The organism is Streptomyces sp. cg40 (assembly GCF_050320165.1).
Taxonomy (GTDB): Bacteria; Actinomycetota; Actinomycetes; order Streptomycetales; family Streptomycetaceae; genus Streptomyces; species Streptomyces hokutonensis.
Map to the genome: position 1 here is coordinate 6,019,943 of NZ_CP190128.1, position 25,670 is coordinate 6,045,612.

Annotated in this window: 28 protein-coding genes; 17 read left to right on the forward strand and 11 right to left on the reverse strand. The window is 70.8% G+C overall.

Annotation, left to right across the window (positions count from 1 at the left end):
• The first annotated feature begins 90 nt into the window (after positions 1-90).
• Both ACQHII_RS26925 and ACQHII_RS26930 read left to right on the forward strand, forming a co-directional pair.
• A complete protein-coding gene (locus ACQHII_RS26925; protein ID WP_427921727.1) occupies positions 91-984 on the forward strand; it encodes a glycosyltransferase family 2 protein in 894 nt (297 codons plus the stop codon).
• A gap of 410 nt (positions 985-1,394) precedes the next feature.
• The gene (locus tag ACQHII_RS26930; protein ID WP_427921728.1) at positions 1,395-4,637 is read left to right on the forward strand and encodes a BTAD domain-containing putative transcriptional regulator; all 3,243 of its coding nucleotides are present in this window, start codon (positions 1,395-1,397) and stop codon (positions 4,635-4,637) included.
• Between the two features lie 18 nt (positions 4,638-4,655).
• Here the strand turns inward: ACQHII_RS26930 and ACQHII_RS26935 are convergent, their stop codons facing one another.
• Complete coding sequence (locus ACQHII_RS26935; protein WP_427921729.1) at positions 4,656-6,347, reverse strand: bifunctional 3'-5' exonuclease/DNA polymerase; 1,692 nt, start codon at positions 6,345-6,347, stop codon at positions 4,656-4,658.
• Positions 6,348-6,610: 263 nt separating this feature from the next.
• Here ACQHII_RS26935 and ACQHII_RS26940 point away from each other — a divergent pair, with 263 nt between their 5' ends.
• Positions 6,611-7,150: a Uma2 family endonuclease gene (locus ACQHII_RS26940; RefSeq protein ID WP_427921730.1), complete on the forward strand. Its 540-nt coding sequence runs from the start codon at positions 6,611-6,613 to the stop codon at positions 7,148-7,150.
• Between the two features lie 20 nt (positions 7,151-7,170).
• On the opposite strand, the gene ACQHII_RS26945 is transcribed toward ACQHII_RS26940, so the two are convergent.
• Both ACQHII_RS26945 and ACQHII_RS26950 read right to left on the reverse strand, forming a co-directional pair.
• Positions 7,171-7,887, reverse strand: coding sequence for a Clp protease N-terminal domain-containing protein (locus tag ACQHII_RS26945; RefSeq protein ID WP_427921731.1), 717 nt, complete (start codon positions 7,885-7,887; stop codon positions 7,171-7,173).
• 79 nt (positions 7,888-7,966) lie between these two features.
• Positions 7,967-8,482 (reverse strand): GNAT family N-acetyltransferase, encoded by a 516-nt coding sequence (locus ACQHII_RS26950; RefSeq protein ID WP_427921732.1) that lies wholly within the window; start codon positions 8,480-8,482, stop codon positions 7,967-7,969.
• 208 nt (positions 8,483-8,690) lie between these two features.
• On the opposite strand from ACQHII_RS26950, the gene ACQHII_RS26955 reads away from it, so the two are divergent.
• Complete coding sequence (locus ACQHII_RS26955) at positions 8,691-9,806, forward strand: DUF2786 domain-containing protein (RefSeq protein WP_427921733.1); 1,116 nt, start codon at positions 8,691-8,693, stop codon at positions 9,804-9,806.
• Positions 9,807-9,812: 6 nt separating this feature from the next.
• Here the strand turns inward: ACQHII_RS26955 and ACQHII_RS26960 are convergent, their stop codons facing one another.
• The 4 genes from ACQHII_RS26960 to rpmB form a co-directional block, all read right to left on the reverse strand.
• Positions 9,813-10,331 carry a DUF4232 domain-containing protein gene (locus ACQHII_RS26960; protein WP_427921734.1) on the reverse strand — a complete coding sequence of 173 codons (519 nt, stop codon included), beginning with the start codon at positions 10,329-10,331 and terminating at the stop codon, positions 9,813-9,815.
• A gap of 88 nt (positions 10,332-10,419) precedes the next feature.
• Positions 10,420-10,947 carry a hypothetical protein gene (locus tag ACQHII_RS26965; RefSeq protein WP_427921735.1) on the reverse strand — a complete coding sequence of 176 codons (528 nt, stop codon included), beginning with the start codon at positions 10,945-10,947 and terminating at the stop codon, positions 10,420-10,422.
• Between the two features lie 74 nt (positions 10,948-11,021).
• The gene (gene rpsN / locus ACQHII_RS26970; RefSeq protein ID WP_427921736.1) at positions 11,022-11,327 is read right to left on the reverse strand and encodes a 30S ribosomal protein S14; all 306 of its coding nucleotides are present in this window, start codon (positions 11,325-11,327) and stop codon (positions 11,022-11,024) included.
• Positions 11,327-11,563, reverse strand: a complete 237-nt coding sequence (rpmB, locus tag ACQHII_RS26975; protein ID WP_427921737.1) for a 50S ribosomal protein L28 — start codon at positions 11,561-11,563, stop codon at positions 11,327-11,329. The genes rpsN and rpmB overlap by 1 nt, the downstream gene beginning before the upstream one ends.
• Before the next feature lie 74 nt (positions 11,564-11,637).
• On the opposite strand from rpmB, the gene rpmG reads away from it, so the two are divergent.
• The 5 genes from rpmG (at position 11,638) to ACQHII_RS27000 (ending at position 13,961) form a co-directional block, all read left to right on the forward strand.
• On the forward strand, positions 11,638-11,802 hold the full coding sequence (gene rpmG / locus ACQHII_RS26980) for a 50S ribosomal protein L33 (protein ID WP_200715960.1): 165 nt from the start codon (positions 11,638-11,640) through the stop codon (positions 11,800-11,802).
• 5 nt (positions 11,803-11,807) lie between these two features.
• A complete protein-coding gene (locus ACQHII_RS26985; RefSeq protein WP_427921738.1) occupies positions 11,808-12,056 on the forward strand; it encodes a type B 50S ribosomal protein L31 in 249 nt (82 codons plus the stop codon).
• Positions 12,057-12,058: 2 nt separating this feature from the next.
• A complete protein-coding gene (locus ACQHII_RS26990) occupies positions 12,059-13,189 on the forward strand; it encodes a CobW family GTP-binding protein (RefSeq protein ID WP_427921739.1) in 1,131 nt (376 codons plus the stop codon).
• 2 nt (positions 13,190-13,191) lie between these two features.
• Positions 13,192-13,425: a 30S ribosomal protein S18 gene (rpsR, locus tag ACQHII_RS26995; RefSeq protein WP_019070238.1), complete on the forward strand. Its 234-nt coding sequence runs from the start codon at positions 13,192-13,194 to the stop codon at positions 13,423-13,425.
• A gap of 317 nt (positions 13,426-13,742) precedes the next feature.
• Entirely contained in the window at positions 13,743-13,961 is a 219-nt protein-coding gene (locus ACQHII_RS27000; protein WP_051105974.1) for a DUF397 domain-containing protein, read from the forward strand.
• 66 nt (positions 13,962-14,027) lie between these two features.
• Here ACQHII_RS27000 and ACQHII_RS27005 read toward each other — a convergent pair whose 3' ends face one another.
• Positions 14,028-14,540, reverse strand: a complete 513-nt coding sequence (locus tag ACQHII_RS27005; RefSeq protein WP_427921740.1) for an ATP-binding protein — start codon at positions 14,538-14,540, stop codon at positions 14,028-14,030.
• A 354-nt stretch (positions 14,541-14,894) separates the two neighbouring features.
• On the opposite strand from ACQHII_RS27005, the gene ACQHII_RS27010 reads away from it, so the two are divergent.
• From ACQHII_RS27010 to ACQHII_RS27035, 6 genes are all read left to right on the forward strand, one after another.
• The gene (locus ACQHII_RS27010; RefSeq protein ID WP_051105973.1) at positions 14,895-15,719 is read left to right on the forward strand and encodes a helix-turn-helix domain-containing protein; all 825 of its coding nucleotides are present in this window, start codon (positions 14,895-14,897) and stop codon (positions 15,717-15,719) included.
• Positions 15,720-15,809: 90 nt separating this feature from the next.
• Complete coding sequence (locus tag ACQHII_RS27015; RefSeq protein ID WP_427921741.1) at positions 15,810-17,270, forward strand: aldehyde dehydrogenase family protein; 1,461 nt, start codon at positions 15,810-15,812, stop codon at positions 17,268-17,270.
• 140 nt (positions 17,271-17,410) lie between these two features.
• Positions 17,411-17,959: a DinB family protein gene (locus ACQHII_RS27020; protein WP_427921742.1), complete on the forward strand. Its 549-nt coding sequence runs from the start codon at positions 17,411-17,413 to the stop codon at positions 17,957-17,959.
• A gap of 24 nt (positions 17,960-17,983) precedes the next feature.
• Positions 17,984-18,625, forward strand: coding sequence for a PadR family transcriptional regulator (locus ACQHII_RS27025; RefSeq protein WP_427921743.1), 642 nt, complete (start codon positions 17,984-17,986; stop codon positions 18,623-18,625).
• A gap of 83 nt (positions 18,626-18,708) precedes the next feature.
• Complete coding sequence (locus ACQHII_RS27030; RefSeq protein WP_427921744.1) at positions 18,709-19,695, forward strand: ATP-binding cassette domain-containing protein; 987 nt, start codon at positions 18,709-18,711, stop codon at positions 19,693-19,695.
• Positions 19,692-20,453 (forward strand): ABC transporter permease, encoded by a 762-nt coding sequence (locus ACQHII_RS27035; protein ID WP_427921745.1) that lies wholly within the window; start codon positions 19,692-19,694, stop codon positions 20,451-20,453. Before ACQHII_RS27030 ends, ACQHII_RS27035 begins: the two co-directional genes overlap by 4 nt.
• An 85-nt stretch (positions 20,454-20,538) precedes the next feature.
• Here the strand turns inward: ACQHII_RS27035 and ACQHII_RS27040 are convergent, their stop codons facing one another.
• Both ACQHII_RS27040 and ACQHII_RS27045 read right to left on the reverse strand, forming a co-directional pair.
• Complete coding sequence (locus tag ACQHII_RS27040; RefSeq protein ID WP_427921746.1) at positions 20,539-21,945, reverse strand: glutamate decarboxylase; 1,407 nt, start codon at positions 21,943-21,945, stop codon at positions 20,539-20,541.
• A gap of 42 nt (positions 21,946-21,987) precedes the next feature.
• A complete protein-coding gene (locus tag ACQHII_RS27045; RefSeq protein WP_427921747.1) occupies positions 21,988-23,271 on the reverse strand; it encodes an ion channel protein in 1,284 nt (427 codons plus the stop codon).
• A 133-nt stretch (positions 23,272-23,404) separates the two neighbouring features.
• Between ACQHII_RS27045 and ACQHII_RS27050 the strand changes: the two genes are divergently transcribed.
• A complete protein-coding gene (locus ACQHII_RS27050; protein WP_427921748.1) occupies positions 23,405-24,187 on the forward strand; it encodes a MerR family transcriptional regulator in 783 nt (260 codons plus the stop codon).
• Positions 24,188-24,214: 27 nt separating this feature from the next.
• Here the strand turns inward: ACQHII_RS27050 and ACQHII_RS27055 are convergent, their stop codons facing one another.
• Positions 24,215-24,580: a YbjQ family protein gene (locus ACQHII_RS27055; protein WP_427921749.1), complete on the reverse strand. Its 366-nt coding sequence runs from the start codon at positions 24,578-24,580 to the stop codon at positions 24,215-24,217.
• A 144-nt stretch (positions 24,581-24,724) separates the two neighbouring features.
• Here ACQHII_RS27055 and ACQHII_RS27060 point away from each other — a divergent pair, with 144 nt between their 5' ends.
• A complete protein-coding gene (locus ACQHII_RS27060; protein WP_427925417.1) occupies positions 24,725-25,657 on the forward strand; it encodes a DedA family protein in 933 nt (310 codons plus the stop codon).
• The last annotated feature ends 13 nt before the right edge of the window (positions 25,658-25,670 follow it).

Here is a 25,670-nt window from a genome sequence, read left to right on the forward strand (position 1 = left end):
CCCGCCGACGTAAGGCAACATCTTGGTGAACGGCGAGTGTTGCGCGGTCAGGGCGCGGGCATCGCCGGATGGCCGGATGGAGTGAGGGACGTGGTGGAACCGAGGATCGCCGTCGCCGTGGTGACCATGGGAAACCGGCCCGCCGAGGTCGACGCGCTCCTCGAGTCCGTGGCCAAGCAGGACCTCCCGCCGGCCCGCATCGTGATCGTCGGAAACGGCTGCCGGCTCCCGGAGTTCGCCGACCGGCTCTGTCTGCCGGGCGAGGTCACGACCATCGACATCGACGAGAACCTCGGCTGCCCCGGCGGACGCAACGTCGGACTGGCCCGGCTGCGGGAGTTCGGCGACGTGGACGTCGTGGTGGAACTCGACGACGACGGACTCCTCGTCGACGCCGACGTGCTGCGCCGGGTCCGCGACCTGTACGCGGCCGAACCGCGCCTCGGCATCGTCGGGTTCAGGATCGCCGACGAGCACGGCGAGACGCAGCGGCGCCATGTGCCGCGGGTCGGCGCGGGGGACCCGATGCGGGGCGGCTATGTCACCGGGTTCCTCGGCGGCGGCCACGCGCTGAGCATGGCGATGCTCGCCGAGACGGGAGACTGGCCGGCCGAGTTCTTCTTCGCGCACGAGGAGACCGACCTCGCCTGGCGGGCCGCCGACGCCGGCTGGCACATCCGCTACGTCCCCGAACTCCTCCTCCAGCACCCCAAGACCTCGCCCGCCCGGCACGCCATCTACTACCGGGTCACCGCCCGCAACCGGGTCTGGCTGGTCCGCCGCCGGCTCCCGCTCGCACTCATCCCCGTGCACCTGGGCGTGTGGACACTGCTCACCCTCGTACGGACGCGGTCGGTCGGCGGACTGCGGGCCTGGTTCGGCGGATTCGTGGAGGGCGTGCGCGAACCGGCAGGGGAGCGGCGGGCCATGCGCTGGCGGACGGTGTGGCGGCTGACGCGGCTGGGCCGCCCGCCGGTCGTCTGACCGGACCCGTAGTACCTCGGACGTAAGGGACGAGGGCCCCGGTCGATCACCTCCGCCGACCGGGGCCCTCTCGCGTCCCCGGACCCGGCCACGACGGCGACACTCCCCCGAGTTGCGCGTCGTACGCGCGCACCGTCGGGCCAGATCCGATGAAGTGATCACATCAGGTCGCGCCAACGAATCGCTAACATGTGGCCAACGGTGCGCCCGATGCTCCGGGGACGGATGGCCTGAAGTCGCCGCGCGGCAGCGGGAGAGGGCGGGTACGGTAGCGGATCCCGGCCCTCGACGACCGGGACGGGCTGGCGGGAAACCGCCGGACACAGGGCGGAAATCCGCCAGGGACGGCGGAGAACTCCGCCGCGGAGCACGGCCGAGGGGGCCGCGCGGAAGGGCGACGGGTCGGTGTGATGCGGTGCGAGCTGCGGTTCGGACTGCTGGGCACGACTGTCCTCTACGGCCCCGACGGCGACCTGGTGCGGCCCATCGGCGGCACCAAGGTGCGCGTCCTGCTCGCCGCGCTGCTCCTCGAACCGGGCCGGGTCGTCTCCGTCGACGCACTCAAGGACGCCCTGTGGGGCGGCTCGCCGCCCGCCTCCGCGCACGCCTCCCTGCACAACCACGTCACCCGGCTGCGCCGCCTCCTCGACGACCCCGAACGGCTGCGCGCCATCCCGCCGGGCTACCAACTCCGCGTCGACGACGGCGAGTTGGACGTCCACGTCTTCGAGTCCCAGGTCACCGCGGCCCGCGCCGCGCACGCCGACCGGGACTGGCCCCGGACCGTCCGCGCCTGCACGGCGGCCCTCGCGCTGTGGCGCGGCACCCCGCTCACCGGCCTGCCCGCCGAACTCGGCGGCTACGCCTTCGCCCAACGCCTCACCGAGGCCCGCCTCCTCGCCCTCGAATGGCGCTACGACGCGGAGCTCGCCCTCGGCGGTGCCCGACTCGGCGCGCTGGTACCGGAGTTGGCCGCGCTCGTCGCCGACCATCCGCTCCGCGAGGGCTACCACCGCCAGCTGATGCTCGCCCTCCACCGCACCGGCCGCCAGCCCGAGGCCCTCGCCGTGCACCGCGACCTGCGCAACCGCCTGATCGAGGAACTCGGCATCGAACCGGGGGCGGGGGTGCGGGAGGCGCATGTGGAGGTGTTGCGGGGGGTGGCGCTCCGGGACGCGAACCCCGGGTCCGTCGAGACCGGTGGGGGCGTCGGCGAGGACGGGCCGGTGGACGGACAAGCCGCGGCCGGTGCGCCCGCCGCCCACTCGCCCCCGCCGCCCCACCCCGCCCAACTCCCGCCCCCGCCCGCCCACTTCACCGGCCGGGCCGACACCCTCGACGCCCTGCGCGACACCCTCGCGCGCCGCCCCTCCGCGGAGCCCGGCTCGCACCCCCTGGTCGTGATCAGCGGCATGGCCGGCGTGGGCAAGAGCGCTCTGGCGCTGCACACCGCGCACGCGCTGAGGGAACACTTTCCCGACGGGCAGTTGTACGTGAACCTGCACGGCGCCACCCCGGGCATGGCCCCCCTCACCGCCGGCCAGGCCCTCCACGCGCTGCTCCGCGATCTCGGCGCCGAACCCCGGCACATCCCCGAACACCCGGACGCGGCAGCAGCGTTGCTGCGCTCGCTACTGGCCCCCACCCGCACGCTCATGGTGCTGGACGACGCGGGGAACGCCGGCCAGGTACGGCCGCTGCTGCCGGGCGGCACGGGCTGCGCGGTGCTCGTCACCAGCCGTTCGCCGCTGACCGCCCTCGACGGCGCCCGCCGCTTCCCGCTCGCGCCGCTGTCCGGGGAGGACAGCGCGGCACTGCTGCGCGCGGTGTCCGGCCGGGACGGCCTCGACGCGGCCCACCCACTGGTCGAACTCACCGGCCGCCTCCCCCTCGCCCTGCGCGTGGTCGCGGCCCGCCTCGCCGCGCGCCGGGCACTCACCCCGGGTGTCCTGGCCGGCCAACTGGCCGCGACCGAGGACCGGTTGCACCACCTGGAGTACGACGACCTCAGCGTCCGCCGTTCCCTGGCGGTGGCCCACGACGCGCTCGCCGCCTCCGACCGCGAGACCGACCGCGACGCGGCCCTCACCCTGCACCACATCGGCGCCCTCGACCTCCCGGCCTACGGCGCCCCCCTCCTCGCCCGCCTCACCACCACCGACCGACGCCGGGCCGAGGCCGCCCTCGACCGCCTCGTCGACGTGGCCCTCCTGGAGGAAACGGCATACGGCCGCTACGCCCCCCACGACCTGGTCAGGGACTTCGCCCGTGAACTGGCGGCGGCGCCGAGCGGTGATATCGCGGGGGCCGAGGCGTCCGGTGGGGGCACGGAGGCCGGACCGCGCACCGACACCGGGGCCGTCGGGCCCGCCGGTGGCGTTGTGGGAGCCGGGCCGTGCGGTGACGTCACGGCGGACGGGGCGCGTGCCGACGGCCGGGCGACCGAGCCGCGCAGCGGTGTCGCGGTGGTCGGCTCGCGCGGCGGCATCGTAGGGGGAGGGCGGCCGGGCGACCTCGTCGACGTCGCCCTCGCCTGGTACGCCGCCGTTGCCGAGCGGGCGCTCACCGCGATCGTCGAGCCGGGGCTCGATCAGGACGACCGGCGTCGGCCGACCGCCGCCCAGTTGTCCGGGCATGCGGCGGAGGTGGCGGCTGTCGCTCCGTTCCGGGACTCCCAGGAGGCGTTCGCCTGGGGGGACCTGGAGCTGGAGAACGTGGTGGCGCTCGTCAACCGGTACGGCGGCAGCGCCGACCGGCGCAGGACCGCCCAGGTGTCGACCCTCGTCCGGCTGCTGTTCCCGTATGTACTGCGCGGTGGCCGGGTCGCCGAGATGGAGGTGCTCGGGCGGGTCGGTCTGGGTGCGGCGCGACGGCTCGGGGACGACGCGGCGGAGGCGTACGCGCTGGGCGATCTCGCCGGGCTGCACTTCCTGACCGGCCGGCACAGCGAGGCGCTGGGCCTCAACGACCAGGCGCTGGCCATCTGGTGGCGGCTCGACGCGACCTCCTGGATCCGGCGGTGCCTCAACAACCGCGGTCTTCTTCTCGAAGGCCTGGGCCGGCACACCGAGTCGGGGGTCGCGCTGCGCCAGAGCCTCGCCTACTCACGGCAGTTGAACGATCCGTACGGCGAGGCCGTGACCTACAGCCATCTCGGCAACCTGTACGAGCACACCGATCCGCGCGCCGCCATCGAGCAGCACCGGCGTTCGCTGGCCATCGGTGTCCGGATCGGCGCGGTGATCGTGCAGCACTCCGCGCACTGCAACATCGGCTACGCCCACCTCGCCCTCGGCGAACCGGCCGCCGCCCTGCCGCACTTCGAGGAGAGCCTGCGCATCCTCGGCGACCTCGGCGACTGGCACGGCGAGTCGCAGACCAGGCTCGGACTGGTCCGGGCGCTGCGGCTGCTCGGCCGGACCGAGGCCGCCGACACCGAGTGCGCGGAACTGCTGCACCGCGCGGACGCCCGCGCCGACCGTTACATGGGCGGCCTCGCCCGGCACCAACTCGGCCTGCTGCTGAGGGAACAGGGGCGGGCGCAGGAGGCGTACGAGGAGTGGCGAACCGCCCTCGCCGCGCTCGACGGCACCGACGAGAAGGCGGTCGTGGAGGAGCTGGGCGAGCTGTTGTCGCAGAATGACGCGCGTTGACAGTCGTAGGCCTCGGTCCTACTTCGCGTCGGCGTAGCACTCGACCACCGCCACGGTGAACGGGAAGCGGACCGGCGTCTCCCCGAACGTCAGCCGTCCGGCCAGGTCGGCCGCCTCCCGTATCGCGGCGGCCACGGTCTCGGCCTCCTCCTTCGGGCAGTGCACGATCACCTCGTCGTGCTGGAAGAAGACCAGCTCGGCCGCGAGCTCCGCGCAGGACCGGCGGAGCGCGGCGAGCATCAGCAGGGCCCAGTCGGCCGCGCTGCCCTGCACGACGAAGTTGCGGGCGAAGCGGCCCCGGGCGCGGGAGTTGGTGGAGGCGTAGCCCGGCACCCAGCCCTGGTCGGTGGGCGCGGTGACGGGGTCGTCCTGCGGGATGCCCGCCTCCTCCTCCGCGTCCTCGCCGCCGGCCACCGGCGGGCAGGTCCGCCCCAGCCAGGTCCGTACGAGCCGCCCCTCCTCACCGGCCCGCGCGGCGTCGTCGACGTACGCCACCGCCTTGGGGAACCGGCGTCTGAGCGCGGCGAGGTTCTTGAGGCCGTCGCCGGAGGTCTGGCCGTAGACCGCGCCGAGCACCGCGATCTTGGCCTGGTCGCGGTCGCCGGAGAAGGCGCGGTCGGACACGGACTGGTAGAGGTCGGTGGGGCGGCCGGCCACCTCCATCAGCCCGGGGTCGCGGGAGATCGCGGCGAGCACCCGGGGCTCCATCTGGTCGGCGTCGGCGACGACGAGCCGCCAGCCCGGGTCGGCGACCACCGCGCGCCGGATGATCTTGGGGATCTGGAGCCCGCCCCCGCCGTTGGTGACCCAGCGTCCGGTGACGGTCCCGCCGGCCAGGAACTCGGGCCGGAACCGCCCCTCCCGCACCCAGTCCTGCAACCAGGACCAGCCGTGGGCGACCCAGATCCGGTACAGCTTCTTGTACTCCAGCAGCGGTTTCACGGCCGGGTGGTCGAGGGACTGGATCTCCCAGCGCCGGGTCGACCTGACCTTGACGCCGGCCTGCGCGAAGGCCTTGACGACGTCCGCGGGCAGGTCCGGCCGCACCCGTCTCCCGAACGCGGCCGACACCTCGTCCGCCAGCTCGGCGAGCCGCCTGGGCTCGCCCCCGCCCGCGTACCGCTCGCCCAGCAACTCGTGCAGCAGCTCCCGGTGCACGTCGGCGCTCCACGGCAGCCCCGCGCGGTTCATCTCGACGGCGACCAGCATGCCCGCCGACTCCGACGCGGTGAGCAGCCGCATCCGGTCGGGGTGCTCGGTGGTGTCGTGCCGCCGCTGCTGCTCGGCGTACACGGCGAGGAGGTCGGCGAGGGGAAGATGAACGCTCTGCGGCTCGAAGAGCGAGGACTGCGAGCCGGGTTCGGCGGCCCGCTGCGGCGGATCCGGCGGTACGGGTCCGCCGCGCAGCCGGGCCAGCGCGGCGGCGGCCGACCGCGGCTCCCCGTGCCGCCCCTCGTACCCGAGCAGCAGGGTCTCGGCGTCCTCCACGTCGTAGCACCGCTCCACCCGCACCCCCGCGGCGAGCAGTGCCGGATACACCTCGGCGGTGGACCGCCACACCCACCGGCTCACGTCGGGCCGCCCGCGCACGGCCCCGACGAGATCCGGCTCCCACCGCACGGCCCCCGGCCCGGGCAGCCCGTCGGGACCGAGGGCGGCGACCTCGACACCACCGCCCTCGGCCGGGGCGAGCGCCCAGCGATCGGTCATGTCAGCGAGTGTGGCACGCAGGTCTGACAGCGGCCCTGACCTGCGCGAACCGGCTCGCGGGCGAGGCGTCTCCGAGCGGCTTGGCGCGGCTCCGAGCGAAGAAATGTCACGCGCACACTCGTACGAGTGACGCATCACGAGATCGCGGGCGGCCCTCTCGCCTACGCTGACAGGGTCGCTCCGTACGAAGGAGGTCCGCCGTGGCACTGACCGCCCCCGAGCGTCGACTGAGTCCTCATCCGAGTCCGACGGAGGAGAGGCGCATGGACGCGTCCGTCGAGGCCGCCTTCGATGCGTTCGACGCCGCCGCCCCGGAGGGCTGGCGCGTGGAGTTGATCGAAGGGAAGATCCACGTGGTGCCTCCGGCCAATGGGGAGCATGAAGAGATCGTGTCCGAGGTCACCGGCCAGGTCCGGGACCATCGAAAGGAATACGGTCGCTACACCGGCCTCGGTCTGCACGTTCCGGGAGCGTCCGACACCGGCAAGGTCATCCCGGACCTGGTGATCGCCCCGAAGGGCAGTTTCGCCGACGACCAGCGGTACCACGACCCCGCGCCGGTCGTCCTCGTCGGCGAGGTGACCTCCGAGTCCACCGCGGCCAACGACCGCGGGCCCAAACTCCGCGGTTACGCCCGCGCGAGCATCCCCTGCTACCTGCTGATCGACCGCGAGGCCGGGACGGTCATCGTCTACAGCGAGCCTTCCGAGGACCGCTACACGCGCGCAGCCGAGATCGAGATCTCCAAGAGCGTCGCCCTTCCCGAGCCGCTCGGGTTCGACCTCGACACGAGCCAGTTCTGAGGTCGGCCCGTCGGGGCCCGTCAGCCCTGGAGCCGGTGCAGCATCTCGGAGATGTGCCGTTCGCTCGTGGGCTTGTCGATGCCGAGGCTGTTGAGCACGCCCTCGCCGTTCTCGTGCTCCAGGAGGGCGAGCAGGATGTGTTCGGTGCCGATGTAGTTGTGGCCCAGGCGCAGGGCCTCGCGGAAGGTGAGTTCCAGGACCTTCTTGGCGTCCGGGCCGTAGGGGACGAGGTCCGGGACCTCCTCGGCGGCCGGCGGCAGCGCCGTGGCCGCCGCCTGCCGTACGGCGTCCAGGGCAACCCCCTGCGCGGTGATCGCCTTGCCCGCGAGGGCGTCCGGTTCGGCGAGCAGACCGAGGACGAGGTGTTCGGGGCGGCCCTCGGGGTTGCGGGCGGCGACGGCCGCGTTGTGGGCGGCCATCACGACATTGCGGGCCCGTACGGTGTACCGGCTGAACCCCTGACTCAGGTCGAGGTCCGCCGACTCCTTGGCCACGAAGCGCTTCTGCGCGGCCTGCCGGGTGACCCCCATGCTCTTGCCGATCTCCGTCCAGGAGGCCCCCGACCGCCGGGCCTGGTCCACGAAGTGGCCGATGAGATGGTCGGCCACGTCCCCCAGGTGATCGGCGGCGATCACCGCGTCCTGGAGCTGGTCGAGCGGCGCGGGGTGGACCTTCTTGATGGCCGCGATGAGGTCGTCGAGACGTACGGATGAGGTGACGTTCGGATTGGTCGTCATGCGTCAACCGTAGGTTGACAGTGCGTGGGCGTCAACCCCAGGTTGACACCCGGCCGTGGTGGCGACTGTCGGGCCGGCCTCAGCTCGGCTTCAGGTCGGTGTGGGGGTCGATGGCCCAGTGGTTGCTCCGCAGGACCCGGTCCGCGAACGTGACGTTCCGCTCGTCGATGAAGCGGAAGCCGAGCGACCGGCAGATGCCGTTCGAGGCCGCGTTGCCCGTCGCCGGAAACGCGTGCACCACGCCCCAGCGGTCTTCGTCCCGAGCCTGTTCGAGGAGGACTCGGGCCGCGCGTTTGCCCAGGCCGCGGCCCTGGAATCGCGGCAGGACCATCCAGCCGATCTCCGAGACGGGCCCTTCGTCGCCGTCGTGGGACCAGATGGTCACCGACCCGGCCACCGTGGCGGGAGTGTCCGGGTCGGGAATGATCATCTTGACCCAGCAGGTGTCGGCCGCCGCCTCGGCGGCGTCCCGACGCGCCTTGCCGGGCTGGAGTTCGCGCGGCAGCGGGCCGCCGAGGTCGGCCATCATGACCGGGTCGCACCGCATCTGGATGTAGGCGTCGGCGTCGTCCGCTGTGACGTTGCGCAACCGCATGGGGCCTCCTCGATGTAGTAGGCACTGTGTTACCAGCACTCCAACGCCCTTGGCTCCAACCGGAGTTGGTTGTCCACAGGCTGTGGATGAGCGAGCTTCTTCGTCCCGCCCGCCGAGGTGGGCCAAGCCGTAGGCATGACACTTCGGCGAAAACTGGCACACTTTTTTCAGGGTCCCCCTCCCCTCCACCCCATGAAACGATCGACCCGTGAGCAGCACGACCGGCACCGTGGAGCGCGCGTTCGAGGCGGCCCTCTACTCCGACACCCATGACGCCCTCGACGCGGGCGCCTCGATCCTCGCCGCCGACCCCGCGGCCGACGCCGAACTCGACCGGCGGGGGCGGGAGTTCGTGGCGGCGGCCTGGCGGCGCGGGTGGCAGCCCGCAGATGTCGTACGGCTGGTTCGGCGGGAGTTGGACGACGTACACGTACGGCTGCTGTCGGAGCTGATTCGCGCGCAGGCGCCCGACGACCGGGCGCGCGGCCCGCGGTGGGCGGCGCAGCTGGACGAACTGGCCGCCACCGCGAAGCCCGCCCGCACCGATCGCTTCACGCACGCCACCACCGCGCTGGAGCTGTATCGCCTGCTGCTACGGCTGCCGGGGCTCGAACCGCTGGACGAGCCGAAGCGGCGGCACGACAGCGGGCGGCCCGCGTCCCGGATGCTCACCCGGATCCGCGCGCTGCTCGCGAAGGCGGAGGCGACCGGCTTCCCGGAGGAGGCGGAGGCGTTGAGCGCCAAGGCGCAGGAGCTGATGGCGCGGCACAGCATCGACGAGGCGCTGCTCGACGCACAGGCGCCGGCGAAGGACGCGCCCGGTGCCTGCCGGATCGGGGTCGAGGCGCCGTACGAGCAGGCGAAGGCGGTGCTGCTGGACGCGGTCGCCGGGGCGAACCACTGCCGGGCGGTGTGGAACGAGGCCTTCGGTTTCTCGACCGTCGTCGGGTTCGAGGGCGACCTGGAGGTGGTCGAGCTGCTCTACACCTCGCTGCTGGTGCAGGCCACCACCGCGATGACGAAGGCGGAGGCCGCCCAGCGCGCGGGCGGACGGCGGCGTACCAAGACCTTCCGGCAGTCCTTCCTCGCGGCCTACGCCCACCGCATCGGGACCCGGCTGGCAGAGGCCGCAGGCACGCAGGTGACCGACGATCTGCTGCCGGTGCTCGCGACCCGCGAGGTCGCCGTCACCGGCCGGCTCGACGAGATGTTCCCGGAGACGACCACGACCCGGCTGCGCGGGGTCAGCGACGAGGCGGGCTGGACGCAGGGCGCCGAGGCGGCCGACCGGGCGCAGGTCGGGGCCCGGCCGCCGCTCGAGTGACGGGCGTCAGTCGCCGGCCTGGGTGAAGGCGCCGACCGAGGCGTCCGAGTCGCTCACGGAGGTCTTGCCCTGGACGGGGCCGTACGACCACTTGTAGCTCGCGCTGTCGCTGCTGCCGGGCAGCGTGATGACCAGCTTCGTGGCGGCCAGGCTCAGCTTGTCGCCCGCCTTGCCGCGCACATAGGTGATGGTGAAGGACGCCGCGTCGCCCTTGGCGAGCTTCAACTTCTGTGCCTTGGCGCCCTGTTGGGTGGTGAGGGCGACCTTGGTGCCGCCGCCCTCCAGCGAGGCGCCGGCGAAGCCGTCCAGGGTGCACGGCTTGCTCTGGTTGGTGAGCGAGACGGGCACCTCGCCCGTGTCGCCGGCGGACGGTGCGGTGCTGGCGGGACCGACCTGGACGGCGACTCCGTCGAAGGAGCAGGCCGAGCCGTTCTTGCTGTCTCCGGAGGAGCTGCCACTACCGCCGCACGCGGTCAGGAGCAGGGCCGACGCGACGGCGGTGACGGCGAGGGGAATGGTGCGCATGAGGGGATCATCCCGCACCCGGCACCGGTCCGCCGACACGACCGGGACCGGACTGCGGACACGACCGGGACCGGACTGCGGGCACGGCCTATGACCCGAGGCCCGCCGTCGCCAGTCCGGACGGCAGCTTCCCGCCCTCCGCCTTGGTGTACGTCTCCTTGCCGAGACTGCCCGACCAGGTGACCGAGAGGCCCGACTTGCTGACGGAGCCGACCATTCCGGTCGCCCGGGTCGTGCTCTTGTCCGTGCACTTGAGGTGGATCATCTGCATGCCCGCCTCCTCGCCCGCGGTCCCGCTGCAGATGCTCCCGCCGGTGGTGAACAGGGCGGCCTGCTCGCCGGTGATCACCAGCGCCACGGCCTTGCCGTCGGTCGTGGCGAGCCAGCTGCCCTGCAACTCGGCGGAGGCGGCCGACGGACTGCTGCCGGTGGAGCCCCCGGACGCGGTCGAGGTCGCGCTCGCGTTCGGGGCCGAGGTCGCGGACGCGCTCGGCGTGGACGAGGAGTCGTCCTTGGAGCCGCCGCCGCTGCACGCGGTCAGGACGAGTGCGCCCGCCAGACCGGCGGCCGCCGCCGCGATCCGTACCGTCGACACCGTCGAAATCGCCGTAGTCACTGGTAGCTCCCAAGCTGTAGCCGGACGGCCGTCCGGTCGGCCTTGGCCGGACGACCGCAGCAAGCTACCAGGGCCTACCAGGAGGATTTGCGGACGCCGGGTAGGTATCCGCTGTGAGCCTGCCCGCGCAGGTTCACCCGGGACAGTCCGAACGCGCGGAAATAGCCGCGGGGCCGCCCGTCGACCTGGTCGCGGTTGCGGATCCGGGTGGCACTGGCATCACGCGGTTGCCCGCGCAACTCCCGCTGGGCGGCGGCCCGTTCGGCCTCGGTCGAGGTCGGGCGCCGGATGATTTCCTTCAGCTCGGCCCGTCGCGCCGCGTACCGCGCGACGATCCGCTGCCGCTGCTCGTTCTTCGCGATCTTGCTCTTCTTGGCCATCAGACCCGCACCCCGCGGGCCCGGATGCGGGCCACGGCCGCCTCGACGCCGATCGCGTCGACGGTCCTGATCCCCTTGGTGCTCAGCCGCAGCCGTACGTAACGGCCCTCGCCGGGCAGCCAGTAGCGCTTGGACTGGATGTTCGGGTCGAAGCGGCGCGGGGTGCGCCGGTGGGAGTGGGAGATGCGGTTGCCGAAGCCGGGCTGTGCGCCGGTCAGCATGCAGTGGGCGGACACGGGTGACGTACCTCTCCTCGATCGGGGCCGTAGCCGATGCTGTTAATGGAATTCATTTTCAGTAAGGTATCAGCATGGCTCGCAACGAACTCCGCCCGGTCATCAAGCTCCGGTCCACCGCCGGCACCGGCTACACCTACGTGACCCGCAAGAACCGCCGCAACGACCCCGACCGCCTGACCCTGCGCAAGTACGACCCACTCGCCCGCCGCCACGTCGACTTCCGAGAGGAGCGCTGACCGAGATGCGCGAGAACATCCACCCGCCCTACGGCCCGGTCGTCTTCCGGGACCGCGCCGCGAACCACGCCTTCCTGACCCGCTCGACGATGACGAGCGAGAAGACGATCGAGTGGGAGGACGGCCACACCTACCCGGTCGTGGACGTCGAGATCTCGAACGTCAGCCACCCCTTCTACACCGGCACCGCCCGCGTCCTGGACACGGCCGGCCGCGTGGAGCGCTTCGAGCGCCGGTACGGGAAGCAGGACTGACCGTGCCCGACCTCTCCGTCGCGATCGTCGCCGGCCTGCACGCCGACGCCCGCAGAGCGACCGTCGCCCGACTCCTCCACGACGTCCCCGGCAGCGTCGTACTCCACCACGACCTCGCCACGGCCGCCGCCGGCACGGTCATCCGTACGATCCGGGACGCCACGGGCATCCTCGACGCCGGCGAGGCCCCCCTCGTCAACGACTGCGCGTGCTGCGCCCTGCGCGAGGACCTGGTCCCGGAGCTGCGCGGGCTGGCGGCGGCCGGTCGGGTCCGCCTGGCGATCGTCGAGTTGTGGGACTCGGTCGAGCCCAAGGCGATGGCCGAGGTGATCACCTCCGGCGGCCTCACGCTCACCGGCGTCATCACCGCCGTGGACCCGGCCCTCCTCCTGCCCTGCCTCGGCAACGGCGACGACCTCGCCGACACCGGCCTGGCGGCGGCGGCCACCGACCGGCGCACCGTCGCCGACACCTTCGCCCGCCAGCTGGAGTACGCCCCCGTCCTCGCGGTCCTCGACTCGGAGGAGGCCGACGACGAGGACCGGGAACTGCTGGGGCAGTTGCATCCGACGGCCCTGCACATACCGCTGGGGGACGGCGACTTGGCGACCGCCGCTCTCGCCGGTTTCGACGTCGAGGCCGCTGCCGCCGCCCAGCATCCCGCCTGTGCCCTGCTCCCCGTCGAGGCCGACGCGTGCGGGGTGAGCACCTTCGTCTGGCACCGGTGCCGGCCCTTCCACCCGGAGCGGCTGTACGCGGCGCTGGAGGACCTGACCTGCGCCGCGGCCCGCAGCCGGGGACGGTTCTGGCTCGCCGACAAGCCCGACGCGCTGCTCCACTGGGACGCGGCCGGCGGCGCCCTGTGCGTGGAGGGCGCGGGGCCGTGGCTGGCCTCGTTGCCCGACGCCGCCTGGGAGTTGGTGCCCCCGGTACGCCGTGCCGCCGCCGCGCTCGACTGGCACCCGGAGCACGGCGACCGCTGCCAGCACCTCGTCTTCACGTCCCCCGGCCTGGACCGCGACGGCCTCGAACGGCTGCTGGAGCACTGCCTGTTGACCGACACCGAGTACGCCGCGGGCCGCGCCGCCTGGAAGCGCCTGCCGCCCGCCTTCGACACCCTCCTGGAGATCTGACCGTGCCCCGCAAGCCCGAGCGCAAGACCGCCAAGTCCCGCCGCAACCCCCTGGACGCGGCCGGAGTGACGTACATCGACTACAAGGACACCGACCTGCTGCGGAAGTTCGTCTCCGACCGCGGCAAGATCCGCAGCCGCCGGGTCACGGGTGTGAACGCCCAGCAGCAAAGGCAGTTGGCCGCCGCGATCAAGAACGCCCGGGAGATGGCATTGTTGCCCTACGCGACGCGATAGCCGTCCTCTCCCGGAACACGAGAGCCCCGGTACACGTCTTCACTAGTGCATGTCTTGTGAGGAAGTGGCGGAAGCACATGTCCCGCACGGACCGGGGCAGACGCTGGAACGGCATCGGTAAAGCAGTCGTCAAAGCTGTAACCGGAGGAGCACCCCGCGTGCACGTGCATCTGCCCATGCATCTGCACATGAACAGGGCTATGATCCGGAACAGTTGACCACTGCATCAATGGCCACACCAGCCAGTGCACAACCGGGAGCGACCTGTGGACCACCGCGTTGACAGCGTGTACTTGGGGTTCGACGTGTACAACGGCATGGCTGCCACGCAGCTGGACGGAGTGGCCTGGCAGAAGAGCAGGCACAGCAACTCGCAGGGTTCCTGCGTGGAGTTCGCGCGGCTGCCCGGCGGCGACGTCGCGGTGCGCAACTCGCGCTTCCCGGACGGTCCCGCGCTCGTCTACACGCGCGCCGAGATCGAGGCGATGCTCCTGGGCATCAAGGACGGCGAGTTCGACCACCTGATAGCGGGATAACGGTCACCGCAGGACACAGGGCCCACAACGCGCGTAGAACCGCGGCGCCGAAATGCGCCGCGGTTCTCATGTGTCGTCGCGCAGACAGTCCGTCTGGAGCCGGAACAGCGCCCAGACGACCTTGCCGCTGAGCGTGCCGGCCAGCGGGTGCCAGCCCCAGCCGTCGCTGAACGAGTCGACGAGGAACAGGCCCCGGCCCGACTCCGCCGAGAAGTCGTCGGAGTCCTGGGCGACCGGACTGTCGTGGCTGGGATCGCGCACCGCGCACACCAGCCGCTCGGTCCACCGCATCAGATGCAGCCGCACCGGCGGCCCCTGCTCCACGGCGCGCGGGGTGTTGGCCGGCAGCGCGTGCCGCAGCGCGTTGGTGACGAGTTCGGAGACCACCAGGCAGACGTCGTCGAAGCGGTCGCCTATGTCCCACTGGTCGAGCGTGCGGCGGGTGAACTGCCGTGCCTCGCGCACCGCTTCGTAGCGGGCGGGCAGAGAACACGATGCGGCGCTGGACACGGCCGAGGGGTCCAGCGGCGGAAGGCCCTGCCGTAACGGCTCGAGCATGGTCGATCCATTCGTCCCCATGCGAGGCACTCCCGGGAATTCGCGGTCGTTGCGATGCAGCGGTGGCGCGAGACCATGGTTTCGGATGCGTAGGGCAGATGCAAGGGCAGATGCACGTGCAGCTGACCGAATTGGACCCTCCCGTACCGCTTGTTGGCCATTTTTTCCGCCAACTTCGCGCCGATCTCGGCCTCGGACCTTGCATCTCGCTGACGACTTCCTGACAACTTCCTGTGAACAGGAGCCTCTTCTTTCCATTTCTGTAATCGAACGAGTACTGCTCGAAGTGTTTTAGTGGCAGACTGCGGCCCCTGAAGACGGTTGGGGAGGCTGGCGAACGTGAGCGCGGGAGAGCCCGGATCGGTGGTGCGGCGGATGCTGCTCGGCTCGCAACTCAGGCGACTGCGGGAAGCACGTGGGATCACTCGCGAGGCCGCGGGGTACTCGATCCGTGCCTCCGAATCCAAGATCAGTCGCATGGAGCTGGGGCGAGTGAGCTTCAAGACGCGGGATGTAGAGGACCTGTTGACGCTGTACGGCATCACGGACGAGGCGGAGCGCATCTCACTCCTCTCCCTCGCGAAGGAGGCCAACGTAGCGGGCTGGTGGCACAGTTACTCGGACGTCCTGCCCAGTTGGTTCCCCACCTATGTGGGCCTGGAGGGCGCCGCCTCGCTCATCCGCGCCTACGAGGTGCAGTTCGTGCACGGACTCCTCCAGACCGAGGCCTACGCCCGCGCGGTCGTCCGGCGCGGTATGAAGGGCGCGAGCGAGGCCGACGTCGAGCGGCGCGTGGCGCTGCGCCTGGAGCGGCAGAAGTACCTCGTCAACGAGAACGCCCCGGACTTCCACATCGTCCTGGACGAGGCCGCCCTGCGCCGCCCCTACGGCGACCGCGAGGTGATGCGCGGTCAGCTCCAGCACCTGATCGACGTCTCCGAACACCCCAACGTCCGGCTCCAGATCATGCCGTTCGGCTTCGGCGGCCACTCCGGCGAGTCCGGCGCCTTCACCATCCTCTCCTTCCCGGAGTCGGACCTCTCCGACGTCGTCTACCTGGAGCAGCTCACCAGCGCGCTGTACCTCGACAAGGCCGAGGACGTGGCCCAGTACGAGAAGGCGCTGAAGGAACTCCAGCAGGACAGTCCGGGCCCGGACGAGAGCCGGGATCTTCTCAGGGGACTACTCCAACTCTCTTGAAACACAAGTACGATGACGTGTGATCAGACCGTGATGATCGATGATCGGGTCTGCTGTTGATCGTGTCTGCTAGCGATTGAGGGATCACACATGTCGTCCTACTTCACCGACCTGGCTCAGCAGTACATCGACGGTGAGTGGCGCCCGGGCACCGGCTCCTGGGACATCATCGACTTCAACCCGTACGACGGCGAGAAGCTGGCCTCGATCACGATCGCCACGGTCGACGAGGTCGACGAGGCGTACAAGGCGGCCGCCCGCGCCCAGAAGAAGTGGGCCGCGACCAACCCCTATGCCCGCCGTGCCGTGTTCGAGAAGGCCCTGCGGCTGATCGAGGACCGCGAGCAGGAGATCGCCGAGGTGATCATCGCCGAACTCGGCGGCACGCGCCTCAAGGCCGGCTTCGAACTGCACCTCGCCAAGGAGTTCCTGCGCGAGGCGATCCACCTCGCGCTGCGCCCCCAGGGCCGGATCATCCCCTCGCCGGTCGACGGCAAGGAGAACCGCGTCTACAGCGTCCCGGTGGGCGTCGTGGGCGTGATCAGCCCCTTCAACTTCCCCTTCCTCCTCTCCCTCAAGTCGGTCGCCCCCGCACTGGCGTTGGGCAACGGCGTGGTCCTCAAGCCGCACCAGAACACCCCGATCGTCGGCGGCTCCCTGGTCGCGAAGATCTTCGAGGACGCGGGCCTGCCGGGCGGTCTGCTGAACGTCGTCATCACCGACATCGCGGAGATCGGCGACGCGTTCATCGAGCACCCGATCCCGAAGGTCATCTCCTTCACCGGTTCCGACAAAGTCGGCCGCCACGTCGCGACCGTCTGCGCCTCGCAGTTCAAGCGCTCGGTCCTCGAACTCGGCGGCAACAGCGCCCTCGTGGTCCTCGACGACGCCGACATCGACTACGCGGTCGACGCGGCGGTCTTCAGCCGCTACGTCCACCAGGGCCAGGTCTGCATGGCCGCGAACCGTGTCCTCGTCGACCGCTCGATCGCCCCCGAGTTCACCGAGAAGTTCGTCGCCAAGGTCAAGTCCCTCAAGGTCGGCGACCCGCGCGACCCGGGGACCGTGATCGGCCCGGTCATCAACTCCTCGCAGGCGGACGCCCTTTCGGGCGTCGTCGAGCAGGCGATCGCGGAAGGCGCGACGGCCCTGGTCCACGGCGAGACCAACGACAACCTGGTCGCGCCCTCGGTCCTCACCGGCCTCCCCGCCGACTCGGACCTGCTCCGCCAGGAGGTCTTCGGCCCGGTCGCCTTCCTCATCCCGTTCGACGGCGAGGAGGAGGCGGTGACCATCGTCAACGACACGCCGTACGGCCTGAGCGGCGCCGTCCACACCGGTGACATCGAGCGCGGTGTCAACTTCGCCAAGCAGATCGACACGGGCATGTTCCACGTCAACGACGGCACCGTCCACGACGAGCCGATCGTCCCCTTCGGCGGCGAGAAGTCCTCCGGCCTCGGCCGCCTCAACGGCGACACGATGCTGGACGCGTTCACCACCCTGAAGTGGATCTCGGTGCAGCACGGGCGCAGCGGGTTCCCGTTCTGATCCCTTGAACGGCTGATTTTTCGAGTACGGCGTCGCAGCCCGGGCCATTGAGGACAGAACCTGACCTCGATGGCCCGTAGCTTCGTCGGTGTCGGGCAGGGGGACGGGCCTCCTGCCGACACCGGCGAAAGGCGACGGTCATGGTCACTCACGTAGCGGCAGAGGCGCGGGGCGACGAGCGCGGGGCGCTGCTCGCGTTCATCGAGGAGCAGCGGGGCGGCATCCGCCGGGCGCTGCTCTGGCTGACCGAGGAAGAGGCCGCCAGTAAGCCCAGCGCGAGTGAGCTCTCCCTCTCCGGGCTGCTGAAGCATGTCGCCGAGGTCGAGCAGGGGTGGATCGCGCGGGCCAAGCAGGAGCCGCCGGCCATCCAGCGGGACCAGAGCAACTGGCACGAGACGTTCCAGCTCGTCGACGGCGAGACCGTCGAGTCGCAGCTCGCACACTGGGAGAAGGTCGCCGCCGAGACCGAGGCGTACGTCCGGTCGGTGCCCAGCCTCGACGACACGTTTCCGCTTCCGGACCAGCCGTGGTTCCCGCCGGAGGGCCGGGTCTCCGTGCGCTGGGTCTGTCTGCACCTGATCCGCGAGACCGCCCGGCACGCCGGCCACGCCGACATCATCCGGGAGTCCCTCGACGGCGCTACCGCGTTCGAGCTGGTCGCGAAGGAGCAGGGCACGAGCTGGGGGTGACCCGCCGGGTCCTACGCTGGCCCCATGTCAGCGATCCGTCTCCTCGTGCTCGGCGCCGTGCGCCAGCACGGGCGGGCCCACGGCTACCAGGTGCGCAACGACCTCGAATACTGGGGCGCGCACGAGTGGTCCAACGCCAAGCCCGGCTCGATCTACCACGCGCTCAAGCAGCTGGCCAAGCAGGGCCTGCTGCACGCCCACGAGATCGCGCCGTCCACGGCCGGGGGGCCGCCCCGCACCGAGTACGAGATCACCGACTGGGGCACCGAGGAGTTCCTCCGGCTGCTGCGGGAGGCGCTGACGTCCTACGACCAGCAGATGGACGTGAAGTCCGCCGCCATCGGCTTCGTCGTCGAGCTGCCGAGGGCGGAGGCGGTGGCGCTGCTGAAGGAGCGCACCCGGGGGATCGCCGCGTGGCGGGCCTCGGTCACCGAGCACTACATCCCCGAGGACGGGCCCGAACAGCTGGGCCACATCGGCGAGATCATGAACCTCTGGATCCACACGGCCGACGCGGAGGCCGCGTGGACCCAGGGGCTGATCGACCGCATCGAGGGCGGGGCCTACACGTTCGCGGGGGAGGGCGCGCCGTTCGTCGGGGTGCTGAAGGACGGCGAGGAGAACCCCTATGCGACGGGGGAACGGCATCCGGGGGATGCCCACTAATCAAGTTTGACTAATGCTGCCGGTGGCGTTACCTTCACGATGTTTGGGTGAGTAGTCAAACTTGATTAGTGGAGGGTGCTCGCGTGGCCGACATGGCGATCAGCGTCGAGGACGCACGCAAGACGTACGGGAGCAAGGGGGGCAGGAAGGGCAAGGACGCGAAGAAGGCGCTCGACGGGCTCGACCTTCGGGTCGTGCGCGGCACCGTGCATGGTGTGCTCGGGCCCAACGGTGCCGGCAAGACCACGCTGGTGCGCATTCTGTCCACCCTGCTGCGGCCCGACTCCGGGCGGGTGGAAGTGGCTGGGCACGATGTGGTGACCGAGGCGCGCGCGGTTCGGTTCCGTATCGGCCTGCTCGGCCAACACGCCGCTCTGGACGAGGAGTTGGGCGGTCGGCAGAACCTGGAGATGTTCGGCCGTCTCCATCATCTCGGCGACCGCCGCGCGCGCGTGCGTGCCGACGAACTCCTGGAGCGGTTCGACCTCGCCGACACCGGGCGCAAGCCCGTCCGCGCCTACAGCGGGGGGATGCGGCGCCGTCTGGACCTCGCCGCCTCGCTCGTCACCGATCCAGAGATCCTGTTTCTCGACGAGCCGACCACCGGGCTCGATCCGCGCGGGCGGGCCGAGGTGTGGTTGGCCGTCCGGTCCCTGGTCGGCAGGGGTACGACGGTGCTGCTCACGACTCAGTACCTGGAGGAGGCGGATCAACTCGCCGGGCGCATCTCGGTGGTCGACCGGGGGCGGGTCATCGCCGACGGCACCCCGGACGAGCTGAAGTCCCGTACGGGCGGCGACCGTATCGACGTCGTCCTGCGCGACGCGGGGCAACTGGGCGCCGCCGTCGCCCTGTTGCCCGTTCCTGAGGCGGGTGTCTCCGTCGATGTCGACCGGCGGCTGCTCAGCGCGCCGGTCACCGACCGGATGACGGCGCTCTCCGGGGTCGTACGGGCGCTGGAGGAGGCCGGGATCGACGCCGAGGATGTCGCGTTGCGGCGGCCGACTCTGGACGAGGTGTTCCTGCATCTCACGGGAGCGGGAGCAGAAGAGGGCGAGGTGGCGGCGTGAGCGCGTATGTCCTGACGGATTCCTGGACCATGACCCGGCGTGAACTCGCCCACTGGGCGCGGCAGCCCGTGCAGGTCCTGGTGAGTCTCGTCTTTCCGGTGATGCTGCTGCTGATGTTCGGCTACCTGATCGGCGGTGGGCGGGCGGTCGAGGGGGCCTACGTCGACTATCTGGTCCCGGGGATGCTCGCGTTGACCATGGCGTTCGGGCTTGAGGGCACGATGCTCGCGGTTACCCAGGACCTCAACAAGGGGGTGATCGACCGGTTCCGGTCCATGCCGATGGCCGACGGGGCGGTTCTGGTGGGGCGTTCGGCCGCGGACATGCTTCAGTCGGCGATCGGACTGGTCGTGCTGATCGGGGTCGGGCTGGCGCTGGGGTGGCGACCGCAGGGTGGGGCCGGGGGGTTCGCGGGGGCCGTGGGGTTGCTGTTGCTCTTTCGGTTCGCCATGTTGTGGGTCGGGATTCAGCTCGCGCTGGTGGCGGGGCGGCCCGAGATGGTGCAGGCCGTGCAGATTCTGGTGTGGCCGGTCGGGTTTCTGTCCAACGCGCTGGCCACTCCTGCTGCCATGCCGGGGTGGCTGGGGGCTGTTGTGCAGTGGAATCCGATGTCTCAGACCGCTACCGCCGTGCGTGAGCTTTTTGGCGGTCCTGGTGGGGAACCTGGGCATGTCTGGGCTGCTGTGGTCTGGCCGCTCGTGCTGTTCGCTGTGTTTTTTCCGCTCGCGGTACGGCGGTTCCGGGGGCTTGGGCGGTAGTCGGCTGCGGTTCGTTGTGGGTCGGTGCCGTGTCGGGCGGCCCCCCCCCGACACGGCACCTTCTCGCCGTACGCGGCTGACGGCCTCAGTGGTGGAAGCCCGTGGCCGCTCCCTTGTCGCGGGTCAGGGGGTACGGCTGGTTCCGTAGTTGGGGGAGGAGTTGCGTCAGGTCGTCCAGGAAGAGTTCGGCCAGGTCTGCCGAGAAGCCGTTGCGGCAGACGATGCGGAGGACCGAGAGGTCCTCGCGGTTGGCCGGGAAGGTGTACGCCGGGACCAGCCAGCCGCGTTCGCGCAGGCGGCGGGAGACGTCGAAGACGTCGTAGGCCGTGACGTTCGGGTTTGTGGTGAAGGCGAAGACCGGCAACTCGGTGCCCCGGGTGAGGAGTTCGAAGTCGCCCAGGGCCTCGACGCGGTCTGCCAGGCCTTGGGCCACGTCGCGCGTCGACTGTTGTACGGCTCGGTAGCCCTCTCGGCCCAGGCGCAGGAACGTGTAGTACTGGGCCACTACTTGGGCGCCGGGGCGGGAGAAGTTGAGGGCGAAGGTGGGCATGTCGCCGCCCAAGTAGTTGACGCGGAAGACCAGTTCCTCGGGGAGGGCTTCCTTGTCGCGCCACAGGGCCCAGCCGACGCCCGGGTAGACCAGGCCGTACTTGTGGCCCGAGGTGTTGATCGAGGCCACGCGCGGGAGGCGGAAGTCCCAGACCAGGTCCTCGTCCAGGAAGGGGGCGACCATGGCGCCGGACGCGCCGTCCACGTGGACCGGGACGTCGAGGCCCGTGCGCTCCTGGAGGGCGTCCAGGGCGGCGCACAGGTCGGCGATCGGTTCGTAGGAGCCGTCGAAGGTGGAGCCGAGGATGCCGACGACGCCGATCGTGTTCTCGTCGCAGAGGTCGGCGGCTGCTTGGGGGTCGAGGTGGAAGCGGTCGCCCTCCATGGGGACCTGGCGGGCCTCGACCTCCCAGAAGTTGCAGAACTTCTCCCAGCAGACCTGGACGTTGACGCCCATCACCAGGTTCGGGCGGGCTGCCGGGTAGCGGTCCTTGTTGCGCTGCATCCAGCGGCGCTTCAGGGCCATGCCGGCGAGCATGCAGGCCTCGCTGGAACCGGTCGTCGAGCAGCCCACGGCCGCGGACGGGTCCGGGGCGTTCCAGAGGTCCGCGAGCATGGCCACGCAGCGCTTCTCCAGCTCTGCCGTGCGTGGGTACTCGTCCTTGTCGATCATGTTCTTGTCCCGGCACTCCGCCATCAGGACGCCGGCTTCCGGCTCCATCCAGGTGGTGACGAAAGTCGCCAGGTTGAGGCGGGAGTTGCCGTCCAGCATCAGCTCGTCGTGCACGAGCTGAGCCGCCGTCATCGGGGGGAGCGGTGCGTCCGGGAGCCGGTGCTTGGGGGGTGCCTCGGTCATGCCGCCGACCGGATTGGCCTCCCCGTAGAAGGGGTTGACCGACATGGGGCGTTCTTCGGGCTGCTCGGGACCTTTGTGCAACGGCATGCGCGTGCCTCCTGCGGAAAGAATCAAAAGGATCAACGGGTGTCAGCGGACCGGAGTTCCGTCCGCGCGCAACTGCATCTGCGGTCGCCCCGTCACCAGCAGCCAGGCCGGCAGCGAGGCGATGCAGAGCAGGGCGAGGATCGCCGGCGAGGCCACCAGGACGGCGGCCGTGAACAGGCTCACCCAGCCCTGCCGGGTGATCGCCAGGAGCATGCCCAGCACACCCGCGGCGACGGCGAGTGCCGGATCCACCGCCGGTACGAGCGCGTGGGCGAAGAGGCCGAAGGCGGTGCCGATGAAGACCGACGGGAAGATGCGGCCGCCCCGGAAGCCGCAGGACGCGGCGATCACGAGGGCGGCCAGCTTCACGAGCGTCATGGTCGCGAACTGTCCCGCCGACCAGCCCTCCGGGTCGGCGGCCAGTTCGCCCACCTCGTCCAGTCCCTTGAAGAGCGTCAGATGGCCGCCCACGGCCGCCAGGAGGCCCAGGACCAGTCCACCGGCCGGAAGCGCCAGCATGGGGTGTTTGAGGCGGGAGAAGGCGGCGTGGGCGTACGGGAAGGCGTGGACCGCGCACATGCCGAGCAGCGCGGCCAGCGGTGCCAGTACGAGGGCTGCGAGCAGATCGCCCCATCCCGGCCTGCCGAACGCGGGCAGGTGCAGGTCGAAGGTCGGATGGGCCACCAGGGTGGTCGTCATGGCGCCGGCCCCGGCCGCAGCGAGCGGCGCGAACACGTTGTCCCACAGCGCTCCCTTCGTCTGCCGCGCGGCCAGCGCCTCCGAGATGAGCAGCGCCGCCGCGACCGGCGTCCCGAACAGCGCCCCGATCGTCGCCGACTCGGCCAGCGCTCCCCAGACCCCGCCCGGCACCCGGGGCGCCAGCCTGCGGCCCGCCCACAGCGCGAGTCCCACGTTCACGGCGATGATCGGGTTCTCAGGGCCCAGGCTCGGGCCGCCCGCGAGCATCAGGGCGGTCGCCAGCACCAGGCCCGGCAGCACGGGGGGCGGCAGGGGTACGGCCTCCAGGCCGGTGGTGGCGGGGTCGGGACCGGCGTGCCCCGGGACCTTCCACACCACGAGCCCGACCGCGATGCCGGTCGCGGTGAGCATGACGAGCATCCACAGCACCGAGTAGCGGCCGATGCCCAGGGCGTCGGGCAGGTTCTTCCACAGCACGTGCTGGAGCTGCTCCGCCGCCGCGCTCACCCCGAGGAAGAGCAGACTCGCGAGCACGCCCACGACCAGGGCGGGGACGATCAACGGCAGCAGGGCGCGCGCCGGGGTCGTCGGGGCAACGGGTGCCTGTTGCGCGCTGTCCTGGGCCACGCGATCACCATAAGCGGGCAAAACGGACCCAACATCTTGAGGCCGACCCTCTTGAGAAGGTGCGGCCTGCGGGGCTTGCACCTCACGTGGCGTGAGGCCCCACCGTGGAGCGCGGACACAGAAGGGAGCGGAAGTGAGCCACTCCGTAGGACAGGACTCCTACTCCGTGGGACAGGTCGCCGGATTCGCCGGGGTCACCGTGCGCACGCTGCACCACTACGACGACATCGGGCTGCTCGTCCCGAGCGGACGCAGTCACGCGGGCCACCGGCGCTACGGCGACGCCGACCTCGACCGGCTGCAACAGATCCTGTTCTACCGGGAGCTCGGCTTCCCGCTCGACGAAGTCGCGGCCCTGCTCGACGACCCGGAGACGGACCCGCGCGCACACCTGCGCCGGCAGCACGAGCTGCTGACCGCCCGGATCGAGAAGCTCCGGAAGATGGCCGAGGCCGTGGAACACGCCATGGAGGCACGCACGATGGGCATCAACCTCACCCCCGAGGAACGCTTCGAGGTCTTCGGCGACAAGGACCCCGAGCAGTACGCCGAAGAGGCCGAACAGCGCTGGGGCGGCACCGAGGCCCACGCCGAGTCGCAGCGCCGGGCCGCCCGCTACACCAAGGCCGACTGGAAACGCCTCCAGGCCGAGGTCGACGACTGGAGCGAGCGCTACGCCGCCCTGGTCACCACCGGTCAACCACCCACCGCCGAGGAGGCCTTGGACCTGGCCGAGGAACACAGGCTCCACATCGACCGGTGGTTCTACGCGTGCTCCCACGAGATGCACGTCTGCCTCGCCGGGATGTACGTCTCCGACGAGCGCTTCAAGGCGTTCTACGACGCGATGGCGCCCGGTCTGGCCGAACACCTCCGGGACGCGATCCTGGCGAACGCGTCCCGGCACACCTCCTAGCGACTCGGCTAGGGACCCGGCCCGGGGTCACATCCGGGCCAGCACCACCGCCGTCCCGTAGGCGCACACCTCGGTGCCCACGTCCGCCGCCTCGGTCACGTCGAAGCGGAACGCCAGGACGCCGTTGGCGCCACGCGCGCGTGCCTGCTCGACGAGCCGCTCCATGGCCTGGTTGCGGGTCTGCACGAGGGTCTTGGTCAGCCCCTTCAGCTCACCGCCGACCATCGACTTCAGACCGGCGCCGATCTGGCTGCCGAGATGCCGTGAGCGCACGGTCAGCCCGAACACCTCGCCGATCACCTGCTCGACCCGGTATCCCGGAACGTCGTTCGTCGTCACGACCAGCACATCGGCCTGCGGCCCCTGGCCGCCGCCGTACTCTTCGATACCCATGGCTCACAGCTTTGTCCTACGAGATGCACAGTGCATCCTGGAGACACCGGTGGAACCTGGGGCGGACACATCGCGTTGATAGCTTTGTGCGGCTGTACCTGGACGCTGGCACCTCCCTCCACCCCTCAGGAGCCCGGAACCGTGATGACGCTCGCCCTCGGCCCGAGCTGGCTCGACCCGAACACGATGCTCGACCGGTTCGGGATCTGGGGCCTCCTGCTCGTGGTCTTCGCGGAGTCCGGCCTGCTCATCGGGTTCTTCCTGCCGGGTGATTCCCTGCTGTTCACCTGCGGCCTGCTGATCACCGCGGGCACCCTGGACTTCCCGCTGTGGGCGGCCGTCGCGCTGATCTGCGTGGCCGCGATCCTCGGCGACCAGGCGGGCTACATCTTCGGCAAGAAGGTCGGCCCCTCGCTCTTCAGCCGCCCGGACTCACGCCTCTTCAAACAGGAGAACGTGGTCAAGGCGCACGAGTTCTTCGAGAAGTACGGCCCCAAGTCCCTGGTCCTGGCCCGCTTCGTGCCCATCGTGCGCACGTTCACGCCGATCATCGCCGGCGTCAGCGGCATGAAGTACCGCTCGTTCCTCACGTTCAACATCATCGGCGGCGTCCTGTGGGGCGCGGGCGTGACCCTGCTCGGCTCCTGGCTCGGCAACATCGACTTCGTCCACAAGAACATCGAAGCGATCCTCATCCTGATCGTCTTCGTCTCCGTGATCCCGATCATCATCGAGTTCCTGCGCGCCCGCTCCAAGGCGAAGAAGGCCCCCCAGGGACCCCAGCGGCACGAGGAGCAGCCCGGAGACCCGGCCGCGACCCAGCCGTTCCCGGTGATCATGGACGACTCGACGACCCAGCTCCGCCGAGTCGACACCCCTCAGCAGCAGCCCCAGCAGCAGAACAACGGCTACGACCAGAACAACGGCTACGACCAGTACTACGCGCAGCCCCAGCAACAGCAGGCGTACCCCCAGCAGACGTACCAGCCGCAGCCTTACGGCAACCAGCAGTACCCGCCGTACGACAACCAGGGCCAGGGCCAGGGTTACTCGCAGAACGGCTATCACCAGGGCTGATTCCTGGGAGGCG